Source organism: Streptomyces sp. NPDC031111, assembly GCF_055570675.1.
Map to the genome: position 1 here is coordinate 243,152 of NZ_JBVIGS010000011.1, position 14,136 is coordinate 257,287.

Sequence of the window (14,136 nt, forward strand, 5' to 3'; positions counted from 1 at the left end):
GCGATCTCCTGTGATGCGCGCCCCACCCCCTCGCCGGTCGCACCGGCACCTCCGGCTACTGGTCGCGGTACATCTCCGCGACGAGGAACGCCAGGTCCAGCGACTGGCTGCGGTTCAGCCGCGGGTCGCAGGCCGTCTCGTAGCGCTGGTGCAGATCGTCGACGAAGATCTCGTCACCGCCGCCCACGCACTCGGTGACGTCGTCACCGGTGAGCTCCACATGGATGCCGCCCGGGTGGGTGCCCAGGCCCTTGTGGACCTCGAAGAAGCCCTTGACCTCGTCGAGCACGTCGTCGAAACGGCGGGTCTTGTGGCCGGAGGCCGCCTCGAAGGTGTTGCCGTGCATCGGGTCGGTCACCCAGGCCACGGTCGCGCCGGACGCGGTGACCTTCTCGACCAGCTCGGGGAGCTTGTCGCGGATCTTGTCCGCACCCATCCGGACGATGAACGTCAGCCGGCCCGGCTCCCGCTCGGGGTCGAGGCGCTCGATGTACTGGAGCGCCTCCTCGGCCGTGGTGGTCGGGCCGAGCTTGATGCCGATCGGGTTGCGGATCCTGGAGGCGAACTCGATGTGCGCGTGGTCCAGCTGCCGCGTGCGCTCACCGATCCACACCATGTGCCCGGAGACGTCGTACAGCTGACCGGTGCGGGAGTCGACGCGGGTGAGCGCGGACTCGTAGTCGAGCAGCAGCGCCTCGTGCGAGGCGAAGAACTCGACGGTCTTGAACTCCTCCGGCTCGGCACCGCAGGCGCGCATGAAGTTCAGCGCGTTGTCGATCTCGCGGGCGAGCTGCTCGTAGCGCTGGCCGGACGGGGACGACTTCACGAAGTCCTGGTTCCAGGCGTGCACCTGGCGCAGGTCGGCGTAGCCGCCGGTGGTGAAGGCGCGCACCAGGTTCAGCGTGGACGCCGACGCGTGGTACATCCGCTTCAGCCGCTCGGGGTCCGGGATCCGGGCCTCTTCGGTGAAGTCGAAGCCGTTGACGGAGTCGCCCCGGTAGGTGGGCAGCGTCACGCCGTCACGGGTCTCGGTGGGCTTGGAGCGCGGCTTGGAGTACTGGCCGGCGATCCGGCCGACCTTCACGACCGGCACGGACGCGGCGTACGTGAGCACGGCGCCCATCTGGAGCAGCGTCTTGAGCTTGTTGCGGATGTGGTCCGCGGACACCGCGTCGAAGGCCTCGGCGCAGTCGCCGCCCTGGAGGAGGAACGCCTCTCCCTTGGCGACGGCCGCCATCCGGGCGCGCAGCTGGTCGCACTCGCCCGCGAAGACGAGCGGCGGATACGACTCGAGGTCCGCGATCACTGCGCGCAGAGCCTCGGGGTCGGGGTACTCGGGCTGCTGCGCCGCGGGCAGGTCTCGCCAGGTGTTGCCAGCGCTCGCGCTGGTCTTAGCGTTCACGGTCACGGAACCCACACTACGGGGTCGGGTCGGCCGTCCATCCCGACGCTCAAAAAATGAGACGAGGGCCGCTGCGCCCCGAGATGCGCTAGGGTCTGGGACATGTTCGCGCACTCGACCCAGAACTGGTGGTGGCCCGCTACTCCGGCGGCCCACTGACTGCGCGTACGCACAGACTTCGCGAAGGCCGCCCGAGGGGCGGCCTTCCGTGTTTCCCGGGGCCGTTCCTCACGCTCATGACAGCGACGAAACGAGGAAGGCCCATCATGGACCTGGCACAGCTCCCGCACGACGACCGCCCCTTCGCCCTGCTGCGCCGCCGCACGCCGGGCCACGACGACAACGTGGTCGAGCTGCTGATCGGCCCGGTCGGCACCCGTGACCTCCTGGCCGACCTGCCCGACGAGTGCCTGGCGGTCGTCCCCTTCCGGCAGATCCGCGAGCGCGGCTTCGACGTCCGTGACGACGGCACCCCGCTGCTGGTGCTGACGCCCGAGGAGCGGCACGAGATCCCGCTCGCCGAGGCCCTGGACCGGCTCCCCGCCCACGACGTCCGCGTGGAGGGCGGCGGCTTCGACGTCGGCGACGAGGAGTACGCGGAGATCGTCGGGCGGGTCCTCGACGAGGAGATCGGGCGGGGCGAGGGCGCCAACTTCGTGATCCGGCGGACGTACGAGGGCGAGATCCCGGGGTTCGGCCGGGCCGACGCCCTCGCGCTGTTCCGGCGGCTGCTCGAGGGCGAGCGGGGGGCGTACTGGACGTTCGTCGTGCACACCGGCGACCGGGTCCTGGTCGGGGCCAGTCCCGAGGTGCACGTCCGGGCGTCCGGCGGGACGGTCGTGATGAACCCGATCAGCGGCACCTACCGCTATCCCGCCGAGGGGCCGACCCCCGAGCACCTCCTGGAGTTCCTCGCCGACGGCAAGGAGATCGAGGAGCTGTCGATGGTGGTCGACGAGGAGCTCAAGATGATGTGCACCGTCGGCGACATGGGCGGTGTCGTGGTGGGCCCCCGGCTGAAGGAGATGGCGCACCTCGCGCACACCGAGTACGAGCTGCGCGGCCGGTCCTCGCTGGATGTGCGCGAGGTGCTGAAGGAGACCATGTTCGCGGCGACCGTCACCGGGTCGCCGGTGCAGAACGCCTGCCGGGTGATCGAGCGGCACGAGGTGGGCGGGCGGCGCTACTACGCGGGCGCGCTGGCCCTCATCGGCCGCGACGAGGGCGGGGCCCAGACCCTGGACTCCCCGATCCTCATCCGCACCGCCGACATCGACGCCTCCGGGCGGCTGCGCGTGCCGGTCGGGGCCACGCTGGTGCGCGGCTCGGACCCGGCGGGCGAGGTCGCGGAGACCCACGCCAAGGCGGCCGGGGTGCTGGCCGCGCTGGGGGTGCGTCCGGGACGGCCGCGCGAGGAGACCGTACGGCCGGGGCTGGCCGACGACCCCCGGGTGCGGGCGGCGCTGGACGGGCGCCGGGCCTCGCTGGCGCCGTTCTGGCTGCGGATGCAGGAGCGGTCGGAGGCGCTGACCGGGCACGCCCTGGTGGTCGACGGGGAGGACACCTTCACCGCGATGCTCGCCCATGTGCTGCGGGCCGCCGGCCTGGAGGTGACCGTGCGGCGGTACGACGAGCCGGGGCTGCGGGAGACCGTGCTCGGGCACGAGGGTCCGCTGGTGCTGGGGCCCGGACCGGGCGACCCGTCGGACACGGCCGACGCGAAGATGCGGTTCCTGCGGGCGCTGACCGCCGAGGTCCTCCGGGAGAACCGGCACGGCGTCCTCGGGGTCTGCCTCGGTCATGAGCTGATCGCGGCCGAGCTGGGCCTGGAGATCGTCCGCAAGGAGGTGCCGTACCAGGGGGCGCAGACGGAGATCGACCTGTTCGGGCGGCCGGAGACGGTCGGCTTCTACAACAGCTTCGTGGCGCACTGCGACGACGGGGCGGCGGCCGGGCTGGCGGCGCGCGGCGTCGAGGTCAGCCGCTCCGCGAGCGGCGAGGTGCACGCGCTGCGCGGGGAGGGCTTCGCCGGGGTGCAGTTCCACCCCGAGTCGGTGCTGACCCTGAACGGCTCGGCGGTCGTACGGGAGTTGGTGGGTCAGCTCCGGGGTACCAGCACGTTCTCGGAGCGCCGGCCGGCGCTGTAGTCCAGGACGTTGCTCACCGTGGTCCCGACGATCTGCTCGACGGCGTCCACGGTGTAGTACGCCTGGTGGGAGGTGACCAGGACGTTCGGGAACGTGACGAGGCGGGCCAGGGTGTCGTCGTCGACGGCTTCCAGGGACTTGTCAAGGAAGAACAGTCCCGCCTCCGCCTCGTACACGTCCAGGCCGACGCCCGTGAAGCGGCCCTCGCGCAGCTCGGCGACGAGGGCCGCGGTGTCGATGAGGCCGCCCCGGCTGGAGTTGATCAGGATCGCGTCGTCGCGCATCGCCTTCAGGGCGTCGGCGTCGATGAGGTGCTGGGTCGCGGGCAGCAGCGGGACGTGCAGGCTGACCAGGTCGGACTCGGCGAGCAGCTGCTCCTTGGGGACGTAGGTCATACCGAGCTCACGGCAGGCGGGGTTCTCGTGGACGTCCCAGCCGAGCAGCCGCATGCCGAAGCCGTGGGCGATCCGGGCGAACGCCTCGCCGATCTTCCCGGTGCCGAGGACGCCGACGGTGCGGCCGTGCATGTCGCGGCCCATCAGTCCGTCGAGGCGGAAGTCGAAGTCGCGGGTGCGGATGGCGGCGCGGACGACCCGGCGGTTGACCGCCATGGCGAGGGTCCAGGCGAACTCGGCGACCGAGTGGGGCGAGTAGTACGACACCCGGGCGATCGTCAGGCCGAGGCGCTCGGCGACCTCCAGGTCGATGTTGTTGAAGCCGGTGGAGCGCTGGGCGACCATCCGGGTGCCGCCGGCGGCGAGGTCCGTCAGCACCTCGGCGCCTAGGTCGCAGTTGACGCTGGTGGAGATGATCTCGTGGCCGGCGGCGATGGGGGCGGTGTCGGTGTTGAGGAAGACGTCGAGGCCGCGGACCTCGTGGTGATCCTTGAAAGCCCGCTCGATCAGGGGCTTCTCGTCGGACTGTACGCCGAAGGCGAGGATCTCCACGGGGTCCCTCCGGGGGGTTTGCCGGGTTTGCTGCCGTGCTGGTGAATATACGTGGCCTGGTGGGGGTGTGCTTGGGCCGGACGGGCCCTGCGTTGGGGCGGGCCGGGGGTGGGTCGCGCGGCCCGGCGCTTGCGGGGTGCCGTCGCGCCCACCCTCCCCCACTCTCGGCTTCGCTCGAGCGGGAGGTGCCCCCATCGCCCCAGCGGCACGACTGCCCGCGGCCGGGCGGTTAGCCGAAGAAGACGCCGACCTCGTCGTAGAGGGTTGGGTCGACTGTTTTCAGGTGGGCTGTGGCTTCCGCGATGGGGACGCGGACTATGTTCGTGCCGCTCAGGGCGACCATCTTGCCGAAGTCGCCGTCGCGGACGCAGTCGATGGCGTGCAGTCCGAAGCGGGTGGCGAGCCAGCGGTCGAAGGCGCTGGGGGTGCCGCCCCGCTGGACGTGCCCCAGGACCGTGGTGCGGGCCTCGTTGCCGGTGCGTTTCTCGATCTGCTTGGCCAGCCATTCGCCGACCCCGGAGAGCCGGACGTGTCCGAAGGAGTCCAGCGACTGGTCCTTGAGCACCATGTCGCCGTCCTTCGGTACGGCACCCTCGGCGACGACCACGATCGGCGCGTAGGAGGCGCGGAAGCGGGAGGTCACCCAGGCGCACACCTGGTCGACGTCGAAGGGCTGCTCGGGGATGAGGATGACGTTCGCGCCGCCGGCGAGCCCCGAGTGGAGGGCGATCCAACCCGCGTGACGGCCCATCACCTCCACGACCAGGACCCGCATGTGCGATTCGGCGGTGGTGTGCAGCCGGTCGATGGCCTCGGTGGCGATGCCGACGGCGGTGTCGAAGCCGAAGGTGTAGTCGGTGGCGGACAGGTCGTTGTCGATGGTCTTGGGGACGCCCACGCACGGGATGCCGTACTCGTCGGCGAGCCGGGTGGCGACGCCGAGGGTGTCCTCGCCGCCGATGGTGATGAGCGCCTCCACGCCCAGCGCGGCGAGGTTGTCCTTGATGCGGCGTATGCCGTTCTCCTCGTTCAGCGGATTGGTCCGGGAGGAGCCTAGGATCGTGCCGCCGCGGGGCAGGATGCCGCGTACGGCGGGGATGTCGAGGGGGACCGTGTGCCCGTCGAGGGGGCCGCGCCAGCCGTCCCGGAATCCGGTGAATTCGTAGCCGTACTCCTGGACGCCCTTGCGGACGATGGCCCGGATGACGGCGTTGAGCCCGGGGCAGTCGCCGCCTCCGGTCAGTACTCCGACCCGCATGGAAGTGTCCCTTCGCCATGGTTGCCGAAATGCCGTTCGTTCCCACCTGGCACGGTAAGGGTGATCCGGGTCACATCGGGATGGTCGGGACGGTCAAATCCGTGGAGGGAAGGGGCCGTTGGGTCTACTCGTCGTCCAGGCCCCGCTCTATGGCGTAGCGGACGAGCTCCACGCGGTTGTGGAGCTGGAGCTTGCCGAGGGTGTTCTGCACGTGGTTCTGCACCGTGCGGTGGGAGATGACGAGCCGTTCGGCGATCTGCTTGTAGCTGAGGCCCTTGGCGACCAGGCGGAGCACCTCGGTCTCGCGGTCGGTCAGCCGGGGTGCCCCGGGTTCGCCGTCGCCGGGGGCGGGGCCGGCCGGTTCGGAGGCGAGGCGGCGGTACTCGCCGAGGACCAGTCCGGCCAGGCCGGGGGTGAACACCGGGTCGCCTACGGCGGTACGGCGCACCGCGTCACGCAGCTCCTCGGTGGAGGCCGACTTCAGCAGATAGCCGGTGGCCCCGGACTTCACCGCCTCCAGCACGTCGGCGTGCTCACCGCTCGCCGAGAGCACCAGCACGCGCACGGCGGGGTTGGCGGCGACGACCTCCTTGCAGACCTGGACACCGGGCTTGGCGGGCAGGTTCAGGTCGAGGACCAGGACGTCGGGTGCGGCGGCCTTGGCGCGGCGCACCGCCTGGTCGCCGTCGCCGGCGGTGGCGACGACCTCGAAGCCGGACTCGGACAGGTCCCGGGCGACGGCGTCGCGCCACATGGGGTGGTCGTCGACCACCATGACCCTGATCGGGTCCTCGCGGTCCCCGGTGGTGGTGTCCGTCATCGCTGTTCCGCCTTCCCCCGCGGGTGGTTCGTGTCCTGCGTGCTCTTGGGCACCTTCAGCTCGACCTCCGTGCCCTGCCCCGGCACCGAGATCAGTTCCGCGCTGCCGCCGAGGTCGCGCAGCCGGCCCCGGATGGACAGGGCCACGCCGAGCCGGCCCTCGCCCTCGGCCTGGGCGAGCCGGCCCTCGGGGATGCCGGGTCCGTCGTCCCGGACGGTGACGATCACCTCGTCCGGTTCGTCCTCGACCAGGATCCAGGCCCGCGCCTCCTCCCCGGCGTGTGCGCGGACGTTGTCCAGGGCCGCCCCGACGGCGGCGGCGACCTCCCGCGCGGCGCCCGGCGCCAGCCGGACCGGCGCCCCGGGCTCGGCGAGGCTCACCCGGGATGCCGCGAAGGGGGCGAGCAGGGCGCGCAGGTCGACCCGCTCGTCCCCGGTGTCCTCCTCGGCCTCGTCCACGGCCCGTACGACGGCGCCCTCGGCGGCGTCCTCCGAGGCCCGGGAGACCGGTACGAGGCCGCCGGAGACCAGGGTGCGCAGCGCCACCTCCTGCTCGCCGGCCAGCCGGCCCAGCTCGGCCGCCTCCCCGCCGATCACCGCGCCGCGCCGCTGCACCATCGCGAGGACCTGGAGCACGCTGTCGTGGATGTCCCGCGCGAGCCGCTCCCGCTCCCTGGTCGCCGCCTCGATCTCCAGGGCGCGGGCGAGGGTGCGCTCGGAGGCGCGGGCGACCTCCACGACGTAGCCGATGGCGATGGAGGCGACCCAGACGAGGATCACGTTGTGCACGGTGTCGCGGGCGGGGCCGCCGCGTTCGATCAGGTTGGCGACGGCGACGAGGGTGGACGCGACGGCCGCCCAGCGCCAGCCGCCCTTGATGGCGAACGCCAGCACCGAGCCGGCGGTCCAGATGGACGGCAGGGTCGGGCCGCCGTCGTGGACGCGTTCGGGCGCGTCGGCGACGGGCGTGAGCAGGATGCCGACGAGCGCGACGGTCAGGTCCGCGGTGAGGAAGCGCTTGGTGCAGGCGGCCGCACTGGCGGTCCTGGGCAGGGTGGCCAGGGTCCACACCGCGAGGACGGCGAAGTAGCCGACGGCGAGCCAGGGACGGCGGAACTCCTCGTAGGCGGTGGTGAACAGCCCGATCGCGTAGACGAGGGTGAGGACCCGGTAGCCGGTGAGCGCACGCCACAGCGGCTGCTCGACCGACATGCGCATGACTCTCTCGCGCCTGGCCATGTCCCCCACTCCCCCGGGCCCCCGTTCAGGAGTCGGACCGTCGTCCGTTCCGCTCCCGGTCGGTCTGCTCCATCGCGGCCCTCAGTTTCTCGGCCTGTTCCTTCTCCGCGCGGGCGAGCGCGGCCTTCGCCGCCTTCTCCGCTTCCTTCTCCGCCTTGGCCGCCTCCGTGAGCTGCCGCTTCATGGCGGTGGCGTACATGTCGACGTACTCCTGGCCGGAGAGCTTCATGATCTCGTACATGACCTCGTCGGTCACCGCGCGGAGCACGAACCGGTCGTGCTCCATGCCCTGGTAGCGGCTGAAGTCCAGGGGCCTGCCGATCCGGATGCCGGGCCGCATCAGCTTCGGCATCACCTGCCCCGGCGGCTGGATCTTCTCCGTGTCGATCATGGCGACCGGGATCACGGGCGCCCCGGTGGCCAGTGCCACGCGGGCGAGACCGCCCGGCTTGCCGCGGTAGAGCCGCCCGTCGGGCGACCGGGTGCCCTCCGGGTAGATCCCGAACAGCTCACCGCGTTCCAGCACCTCTATGCCGCTCTTGATCGCCGCCTCGCCCGCGCCGCGCGCGCCGGAGCGGTCCACCGGGAGCTGGCCCACGCCCTTGAAGAAGGCGGCCGTCAGCCGGCCCTTCACGCCCGGGGTGGTGAAGTACTCGGCCTTGGCGATGAAGGTGACCTTGCGGTCCAGGACGGCCGGCAGGAAGAAGGAGTCGGAGAACGACAGGTGGTTGCTGGCCAGGATGGCGGGGCCCTCGGCGGGGATGTTCTCCAGGCCCTCCACCCAGGGCCTGAAGGCGAGCTTCAGCGGCCCTCCGATGGCGACCTTCATCGTGCCGTACAACAACCGAGTGCCTCCTGTGCGTGTTGGTCAGACCATATCCCGGAGCACCGGGAATGGACCCGACGGCCCTGGTCGGTGTCAGTGCGGTCGCGTACGGTGAAGGTCCTGCAATCCGTGTGCCGCCCCGGCCGTCATGACGTGCCGGACCCTTCCTACGAGTCCCCACGAACAGGAGGCCGAAGGTGCCGCTCCTGCCCGGAGCCGAGCCGTTCCGCCACGAGGGCGGGGAGACCGCCGTCCTCCTCTGCCACGGCTTCACCGGTTCGCCGCAGTCCCTGCGCCCCTGGGCGAAGCACCTCGCCGCCCGCGGCCTGACGGTCTCGCTGCCGCTGCTGCCCGGGCACGGCACCCGCTGGCAGGACCTCGGGGTCACCGGCTGGCAGGACTGGTACGCGGAGGTCGACCGCGAGCTGCGGGTGCTTCTCGACCGCAGTGACCGGGTCTTCGTGGCCGGTCTGTCGATGGGCGGCGCGCTGGCGCTGCGGCTGGCCGCGCGCCACGGTGACGCGGTGAGCGGGGTGATGGTCGTCAACCCGGCGAACAAGGTGCACGGGGTGGCCGCGCACGCCCTTCCGGTGCTCCGCCACCTCGTCCCGGCCACGAAGGGCATCGCGAGCGACATCGCGATGCCGCTGAGCAGGGAGCTCGGGTACGACCGGGTGCCGCTGCACGCGGCGCACTCCCTGCGGACCTTCTTCCGGCTCGTCGACGGCGAGCTGCCCCAGGTCACCCAGCCGCTGCTGCTGATGCGCAGCCCGCAGGACCATGTGGTGCCGCCCGCGGACTCGGCGCGGATCCTCGGCCGGGTGTCGTCGACGGACGTCACGGAGATCCTGCTGGAACAGAGCTACCACGTGGCGACGTTGGACTACGACGCGGAGCGGATCTTCCAGGAGGGCGCCGCATTCATCGGCCGGCTGGCGCCCGGCGCCGTCAAGGAGCCCGGTCTCGGCAAGGAAGGGACGACCACAGGTGGCTGAGCACGACTCGGACCGTGAGGGCCGCGAGCCGGAGGAGAAGGGGGTTCCCTTCGACGAGGCCGCCGCGTGGGAGGCGATCGTCGCCGGGTACGGGGAGGAGCCCCCGGACCCGCCGGGCGCCAAGCCGTTCAAGTCGATCGAGGATCTGGCGCTGCTCGAGACCGAGACCAATGACGACGAGGTGGAGGCCGAGGCGCCCCGGAAGGCGGAGGACAAGCCGGCCAAGCCGCTGGGCGGCTCCGTCTCCTTCGCGCCCGGTGTCGGCGGCCCGCGTGACTACAGCGTGGCCGAGCCGTCGGAAGAGGACCTCGACGAGACCGACGAGGGCCACTTCGTACCGCCGGAGCCGCCGCCGCTGCCGGACACCGACGTCACGTCCAGGTTCGCCTGGCTCGGCGTCCTGGGCGGCCCGCTGCTCCTGCTGCTGGCGATACTGCTCGGCTGGGAGATGACCTGGTGGCTGACCACCGTGTGCATCGGCGGGTTCCTGGGCGGCTTCGCCACGCTGGTGATGCGCATGCGCACGGACGACGAGGACGACGACGACCCGGGGCGGGGCGCGGTGGTCTGACCGCGCTCACACGGCGGGAATCCTGAGGGCGGCCAGGACCGGGAGATGGTCCGTGGCCGCCGCCAGGTCCCTCTCGCTCACCCCGGGCTGTTCGAGCGGGACACCACAGCCGAGCACCTCGACGCCCTTGGTGACGAAGAGCGCGTCGATACGCCGGTGCGGGGCGTCGCGGACCCAGGTGTGCTCGCCGCCCCAGGGAGCCGCGGCCCAGCAGTCGCCGAGTGACTCGGCCAGCCGCCGGAAGGTACGCCCGTCCGGCCGCTCGTTCACGTCCCCGCCGGCAATCGCGTGCTCGACCCCCATCCCGGCGAGCCGGTCGAGGAGCATGCCGCCCTGCTCGTACCGCTCGGCCCTGTCCAGCGACAGATGACAGCTCAGCACCCCCACCCGGGCCCCGCCGAACCGCACCACGGCGGTGGCGAAGCCCCGCCGGTGCTGTCCGGGGGTGAGCGGCAGCAGCACGTCCTCGGTCCGCTCGACGGTCGCCCGCAGGGAGCACAGGATCGCGGGCCCGGCGGCCGTGGCACCCCCGGAGAGGATGACGAGGCCCGTCTCCGAGGCGAGCCGCGCCAGTTTCTTCCGCCAGCGGAAGAACCGCGGCGCCTCCTGGAGCAGCACCAGGTCGGGAGCGCAGGCGCTGATCACCCGGGCGAGGGCGCCGGTGTCGTCGCGCATCGAACGGATGTTGTAACTCAGGACCCGGATGACGGCCGAACCGTCGGACTCGGTCCGGGAGTCGGGCAGCAGCGGAGTCGTCGCCATGCGGATCAAGATACGCCGACCCGCACGACGAGGGGGCGGGTCAGTGCCCCACGCGGCCCAGGAAGTCGTGCCACGCGGCCGAGGAGACGGCGAACCGCGGCCCGTCCTGTGTCTTGGAGTCACGCACGTGCACGACCTCGGACGCGAAGGCCACCTCCACACAGCTGTCGCCCTCGGACCCGCTGTAGCTGCTCTTGAACCAGCACAGCTCGCTGATGATGCTCATAGCGCTCCCCTCATCCGCTGCAACAACCCCACCGAGTCCGCTGGGGACAGGGCGTTTGAGCGCATCTTGGCATAGCGCATCTGCATCACGCTCACCGCTTCTCGGTCAGAAATCAGCTGCCCCGTCTTCTGCCCCTCCGCATACCCGAGCCACTGCCGCTCGGGAGTCTCGAGGAGTTGCATGGGCCCGTCCGTACCCGCGTGATACGGCTGCCGCAACGGCATGATCTGCAACTCCACGTTCCACAGCTCGGTGGACGCGAGGAGATGGTCGATCAGCTCGCGCGTGACGTCCTCGCCACCCGTGTGCCGCAGCAGCACCGACTCCTCGACGATGAAGCTGAACGCGATCGGCGGCCTGCGCCTGAGCAGTTCCTGCCGCGCCAGCCGGGCGGCGATCCGCTGCTCCAGTTGCTCCTCGCTGGGCGGGGGCGGCACGTTGAGCATCACGGCCCGCGTGTACGCCTCGGTCTGGAGAAGCCCCGGCACCACCCGGCACTCGTACGTGCACAGACCGACCGCCGTCTCCTCCAGTTCCGCCCACTCGCGGAACCAGACAGCCAGCCCCCGTTGCCGCCCGACGTGCCGGAACATGGCCCGCAGCACCCCGAACCCCTCCAGCACGTCCTCCGCCCGTTCGACGAACTGTGAGGTCGGCATCCGCCGCCCCTGCTCGACCGAGGCGACGGAGGCGTGCGAGTAGCTGAGCCGCTCGGCGAGCTGCTCCTGGGTCAGCAGGGCACGTTCCCTGAACGTCTTCAAGGCCGCCCCGAAGGCCTTGAGACTGTCGGACGACTCAAGCGTGCTGCCGTTCGCCATGGACGACGACCCCCTTGTCGCGTTGCCGGCACACCTTGCAGCCGTACAACGGCCCGGCGGTCAGCCATGGTTACGCGCCAGACCCGACCACGGCCCGTACAAGCCGGCGTGTACGGGCTCGCCCGCCCGGGTGGTTCCCGGCCCGGCCGTACCCGCCGCGCTTCCCCAGGGGTACTTCACGGGTATGGGCTGTCCGCCGCAGCCTCGCTCCCCGTAACCCCGAGGAGGCTCGGAGAGGCATGTCGGACCCCGCGCGCATCGACGTGCACCAGCATCTGGTCCCACCGGACCTCGGTCGTGCGATGGCCGAGCGGGCCGCGGCCCTCGGCTGGCCCGCTCCCGCGTGGGACGTGCGGAGCGCGATCACGATGATGGACCGCAGGTCGATCGCCACCGGCCTCCTGTCGTTCCCCGCCCCTGTCGGGGCCCCTGACGACCCCGCCGGAGCCCGTGACGGCGCCCGGAGCGTGAACGAGTACACCGCCGAAGTGGTCAAGGACCGGCCCGATCGCTTCGGTCACTTCGCCGTCCTCCCCCTGCCCGACGTGGACGCCGCGCTCGCCGAGGCGGCCCGTGCGCTGGACGAGCTGAACGCCGACGGACTGACCGTCCTGTCCAACGTGCACGGCCGTTACCTCGGCGACCCGGCGTTCGAGCCGCTCTGGGCCGAGCTGGACGCCCGTGCCGCCGTCGTTCTCGTCCACCCCACCGCGCCGCCGGTCGCGCCGGTCCCCGGACTGCCCGGCCCTCTGGTGGACTTCCCGTACGACACGGCCCGCACGGCCCTCCACATGGCTCTGAACGGAGTGCCGAGGCGGTATCCCCGGATCAGGATGATCCTTCCGCACGGCGGCGGCTTCCTGCCGTACGCCGCCCACCGCTTCGCCGTGGCCGCCCGGCTCCATCCCGGCTCCACCCCCGAGAGCCTGCTGGACGACCTGCGGGGCTTCTACTTCGACACCGCCATCTCCGCCGGCCCGGCCGCCCTGCCCTCCCTGCTCGCCTTCGCCGCCCCCGGGCACGTCCTGTACGGCAGCGACTTCCCCATGCTCCCCGAGGAGTGGGCGACCGGCTTCGACAGCGGGCTGGACGAGTACCCGCACTGGGAACCCGGGCAGCTCCACGCCGTCAACCGTGGCAACGCCGAACTCCTGGTCCCCCGGCTCGCCCGGTCCTGACAGCACCCCAGGACGGAGACCCGCCATGCGCAGCGACGTGTTGGAGACCGACGGAGCACGCATCTACCACGAAGTGCGCGGCGACGGGCCCCCGCTGCTGATGATCAGCGGGGCCGGAGGGGACGCCGGGTACTACTCGGAGGTCGCCGAGGAGCTGGCCGACGCCTTCACCGTGATCACCTACGACCGGCGGGGCAACTCCCGCAGCACCGGCCGCTCCGGCGAACCGATGGACCTCGCTCAGCAGGCCGCCGACGCCCGCCGGCTGATCGAGTCGGTGGCGGACGGACGTGCCCTCGTGTTCGGCAACAGCGGAGGCGCGATCATCGGTCTCACGCTGGCCGCGCTGCACCCGCAGGTGCTGACGGGTCTGATCGCGCACGAGCCGCCCGCCGTGAACGTCCTGCCCGACGGAGACCCCGACCGCGGCTTCTTCGACGACATGGCCGCGCTGTACGCCCAGGAGGGTGCCCCGGCAGCGGGGCGCCGGTTCGCCCGGACCACGCGCGGCGAGGGGACGTACCGCTGGCCCGACGACCTCTGGAAGCGGTTCCTGGGGAACCAGGACCATCTGTTCGGTACGGAGTGGCCCGGCTTCGCCGGCTTCCGTCCCGACTGGACCGCGCTGAAGGCCGCGTCCTTCCCGATCGTGCTGGGTGCGGGCGCCGTCGACCGGGGTGCGTACTACGCGCGGCCCTCCGCCGGGATCGCCCGCCGGATCGGTGTGCCGTGGGTGGAGTTCCCCGGCATCCACATGGAGTTCCTGCGCAATCCGGCGATCTTCGCGGCGGCCCTGCGGGTGCTGGCGACACAGATGCTGAGCCGTGAGGGACGGGTGCCCGCGAAGTGGGCGGACGGGCGCGTGCCGGAATAGGGGTCCCCCATAGGGGCGGTCACGGCTGCGCCCGCCGTCCCCGGAGGGGGTCGGGCGGGCGCTGCCGTGCGGGG

The 14,136-nt window shown here is 71.7% G+C and carries 15 protein-coding genes; 6 read left to right on the forward strand and 9 right to left on the reverse strand.

All coding sequences use genetic code 11. From position 1 onward, the window contains the following. Positions 1-55 precede the first annotated feature (55 nt). Entirely contained in the window at positions 56-1,408 is a 1,353-nt protein-coding gene (locus ACZ470_RS23690) for a class II 3-deoxy-7-phosphoheptulonate synthase (protein WP_468430108.1), read from the reverse strand. A gap of 96 nt (positions 1,409-1,504) precedes the next feature. Here ACZ470_RS23690 and ACZ470_RS23695 point away from each other — a divergent pair, with 96 nt between their 5' ends. Together ACZ470_RS23695 and ACZ470_RS23700 are read left to right on the forward strand one after the other, a co-directional pair. Beyond that, positions 1,505-1,561 carry a trp operon leader peptide gene (locus ACZ470_RS23695; protein ID WP_468430247.1) on the forward strand — a complete coding sequence of 19 codons (57 nt, stop codon included), beginning with the start codon at positions 1,505-1,507 and terminating at the stop codon, positions 1,559-1,561. A gap of 107 nt (positions 1,562-1,668) precedes the next feature. Then, the gene (locus ACZ470_RS23700) at positions 1,669-3,549 is read left to right on the forward strand and encodes an anthranilate synthase family protein (protein ID WP_468430110.1); all 1,881 of its coding nucleotides are present in this window, start codon (positions 1,669-1,671) and stop codon (positions 3,547-3,549) included. Here the strand turns inward: ACZ470_RS23700 and ACZ470_RS23705 are convergent. The 5 genes from ACZ470_RS23705 to ACZ470_RS23725 form a co-directional block, all read right to left on the reverse strand. Further along, complete coding sequence (locus ACZ470_RS23705; protein ID WP_468430112.1) at positions 3,501-4,496, reverse strand: 2-hydroxyacid dehydrogenase; 996 nt, start codon at positions 4,494-4,496, stop codon at positions 3,501-3,503. The two genes, ACZ470_RS23700 and ACZ470_RS23705, sit on opposite strands and share 49 nt — an antisense overlap. 229 nt (positions 4,497-4,725) lie before the next feature. Further along, positions 4,726-5,754, reverse strand: coding sequence for a 6-phosphofructokinase (locus ACZ470_RS23710; RefSeq protein ID WP_468430114.1), 1,029 nt, complete (start codon positions 5,752-5,754; stop codon positions 4,726-4,728). A gap of 124 nt (positions 5,755-5,878) precedes the next feature. Then, entirely contained in the window at positions 5,879-6,574 is a 696-nt protein-coding gene (locus tag ACZ470_RS23715) for a response regulator (protein ID WP_468430115.1), read from the reverse strand. Further along, positions 6,571-7,812 carry a MacS family sensor histidine kinase gene (gene macS, locus ACZ470_RS23720; RefSeq protein ID WP_468430117.1) on the reverse strand — a complete coding sequence of 414 codons (1,242 nt, stop codon included), beginning with the start codon at positions 7,810-7,812 and terminating at the stop codon, positions 6,571-6,573. Before macS ends, ACZ470_RS23715 begins: the two co-directional genes overlap by 4 nt. Positions 7,813-7,837: 25 nt before the next feature. Beyond that, on the reverse strand, positions 7,838-8,641 hold the full coding sequence (locus ACZ470_RS23725; protein ID WP_468430248.1) for a lysophospholipid acyltransferase family protein: 804 nt from the start codon (positions 8,639-8,641) through the stop codon (positions 7,838-7,840). A gap of 194 nt (positions 8,642-8,835) precedes the next feature. Between ACZ470_RS23725 and ACZ470_RS23730 the strand changes: the two genes are divergently transcribed. Further along, positions 8,836-9,633, forward strand: coding sequence for an alpha/beta hydrolase (locus ACZ470_RS23730; protein WP_468430119.1), 798 nt, complete (start codon positions 8,836-8,838; stop codon positions 9,631-9,633). Next, complete coding sequence (locus ACZ470_RS23735) at positions 9,626-10,204, forward strand: hypothetical protein (RefSeq protein WP_468430120.1); 579 nt, start codon at positions 9,626-9,628, stop codon at positions 10,202-10,204. The genes ACZ470_RS23730 and ACZ470_RS23735 overlap by 8 nt, the downstream gene beginning before the upstream one ends. A 6-nt stretch (positions 10,205-10,210) precedes the next feature. Here ACZ470_RS23735 and ACZ470_RS23740 read toward each other — a convergent pair whose 3' ends face one another. From ACZ470_RS23740 to ACZ470_RS23750, 3 genes are read right to left on the reverse strand one after another with little or no spacing between them, the layout of a single operon-like run. Further along, the gene (locus tag ACZ470_RS23740) at positions 10,211-10,966 is read right to left on the reverse strand and encodes an endonuclease/exonuclease/phosphatase family protein (protein WP_468430122.1); all 756 of its coding nucleotides are present in this window, start codon (positions 10,964-10,966) and stop codon (positions 10,211-10,213) included. A 40-nt stretch (positions 10,967-11,006) separates the two neighbouring features. Next, positions 11,007-11,192 (reverse strand): DUF397 domain-containing protein, encoded by a 186-nt coding sequence (locus tag ACZ470_RS23745; protein WP_468430124.1) that lies wholly within the window; start codon positions 11,190-11,192, stop codon positions 11,007-11,009. Further along, positions 11,189-12,010: a helix-turn-helix domain-containing protein gene (locus ACZ470_RS23750; RefSeq protein WP_468430126.1), complete on the reverse strand. Its 822-nt coding sequence runs from the start codon at positions 12,008-12,010 to the stop codon at positions 11,189-11,191. Before ACZ470_RS23750 ends, ACZ470_RS23745 begins: the two co-directional genes overlap by 4 nt. Before the next feature lie 239 nt (positions 12,011-12,249). On the opposite strand from ACZ470_RS23750, the gene ACZ470_RS23755 reads away from it, so the two are divergent. Together ACZ470_RS23755 and ACZ470_RS23760 are read left to right on the forward strand one after the other, a co-directional pair. Then, the gene (locus ACZ470_RS23755; RefSeq protein WP_468430128.1) at positions 12,250-13,188 is read left to right on the forward strand and encodes an amidohydrolase family protein; all 939 of its coding nucleotides are present in this window, start codon (positions 12,250-12,252) and stop codon (positions 13,186-13,188) included. A 25-nt stretch (positions 13,189-13,213) separates the two neighbouring features. After that, positions 13,214-14,062, forward strand: a complete 849-nt coding sequence (locus tag ACZ470_RS23760) for an alpha/beta fold hydrolase (protein WP_468430130.1) — start codon at positions 13,214-13,216, stop codon at positions 14,060-14,062. Positions 14,063-14,136 lie beyond the last annotated feature (74 nt).

Bases quoted from the DNA above. Each gene is read 5' to 3' on its own strand.
- ACZ470_RS23750 (WP_468430126.1), bottom strand. From the start codon at position 12,010: ATGGCGAACGGCAGCACGCTTGAGTCGTCCGACAGTCTCAAGGCCTTC.
- ACZ470_RS23725 (WP_468430248.1), bottom strand. From the start codon at position 8,641: ATGAAGGTCGCCATCGGAGGGCCGCTGAAGCTCGCCTTCAGGCCCTGG.
- ACZ470_RS23715 (WP_468430115.1), bottom strand. From the start codon at position 6,574: ATGACGGACACCACCACCGGGGACCGCGAGGACCCGATCAGGGTCATG.
- ACZ470_RS23755 (WP_468430128.1), top strand. From the start codon at position 12,250: ATGTCGGACCCCGCGCGCATCGACGTGCACCAGCATCTGGTCCCACCG.
- ACZ470_RS23740 (WP_468430122.1), bottom strand. From the start codon at position 10,966: ATGGCGACGACTCCGCTGCTGCCCGACTCCCGGACCGAGTCCGACGGT.
- ACZ470_RS23710 (WP_468430114.1), bottom strand. From the start codon at position 5,754: ATGCGGGTCGGAGTACTGACCGGAGGCGGCGACTGCCCCGGGCTCAAC.
- ACZ470_RS23745 (WP_468430124.1), bottom strand. From the start codon at position 11,192: ATGAGCATCATCAGCGAGCTGTGCTGGTTCAAGAGCAGCTACAGCGGG.
- ACZ470_RS23760 (WP_468430130.1), top strand. From the start codon at position 13,214: ATGCGCAGCGACGTGTTGGAGACCGACGGAGCACGCATCTACCACGAA.
- macS (WP_468430117.1), bottom strand. From the start codon at position 7,812: ATGGCCAGGCGCGAGAGAGTCATGCGCATGTCGGTCGAGCAGCCGCTG.
- ACZ470_RS23700 (WP_468430110.1), top strand. From the start codon at position 1,669: ATGGACCTGGCACAGCTCCCGCACGACGACCGCCCCTTCGCCCTGCTG.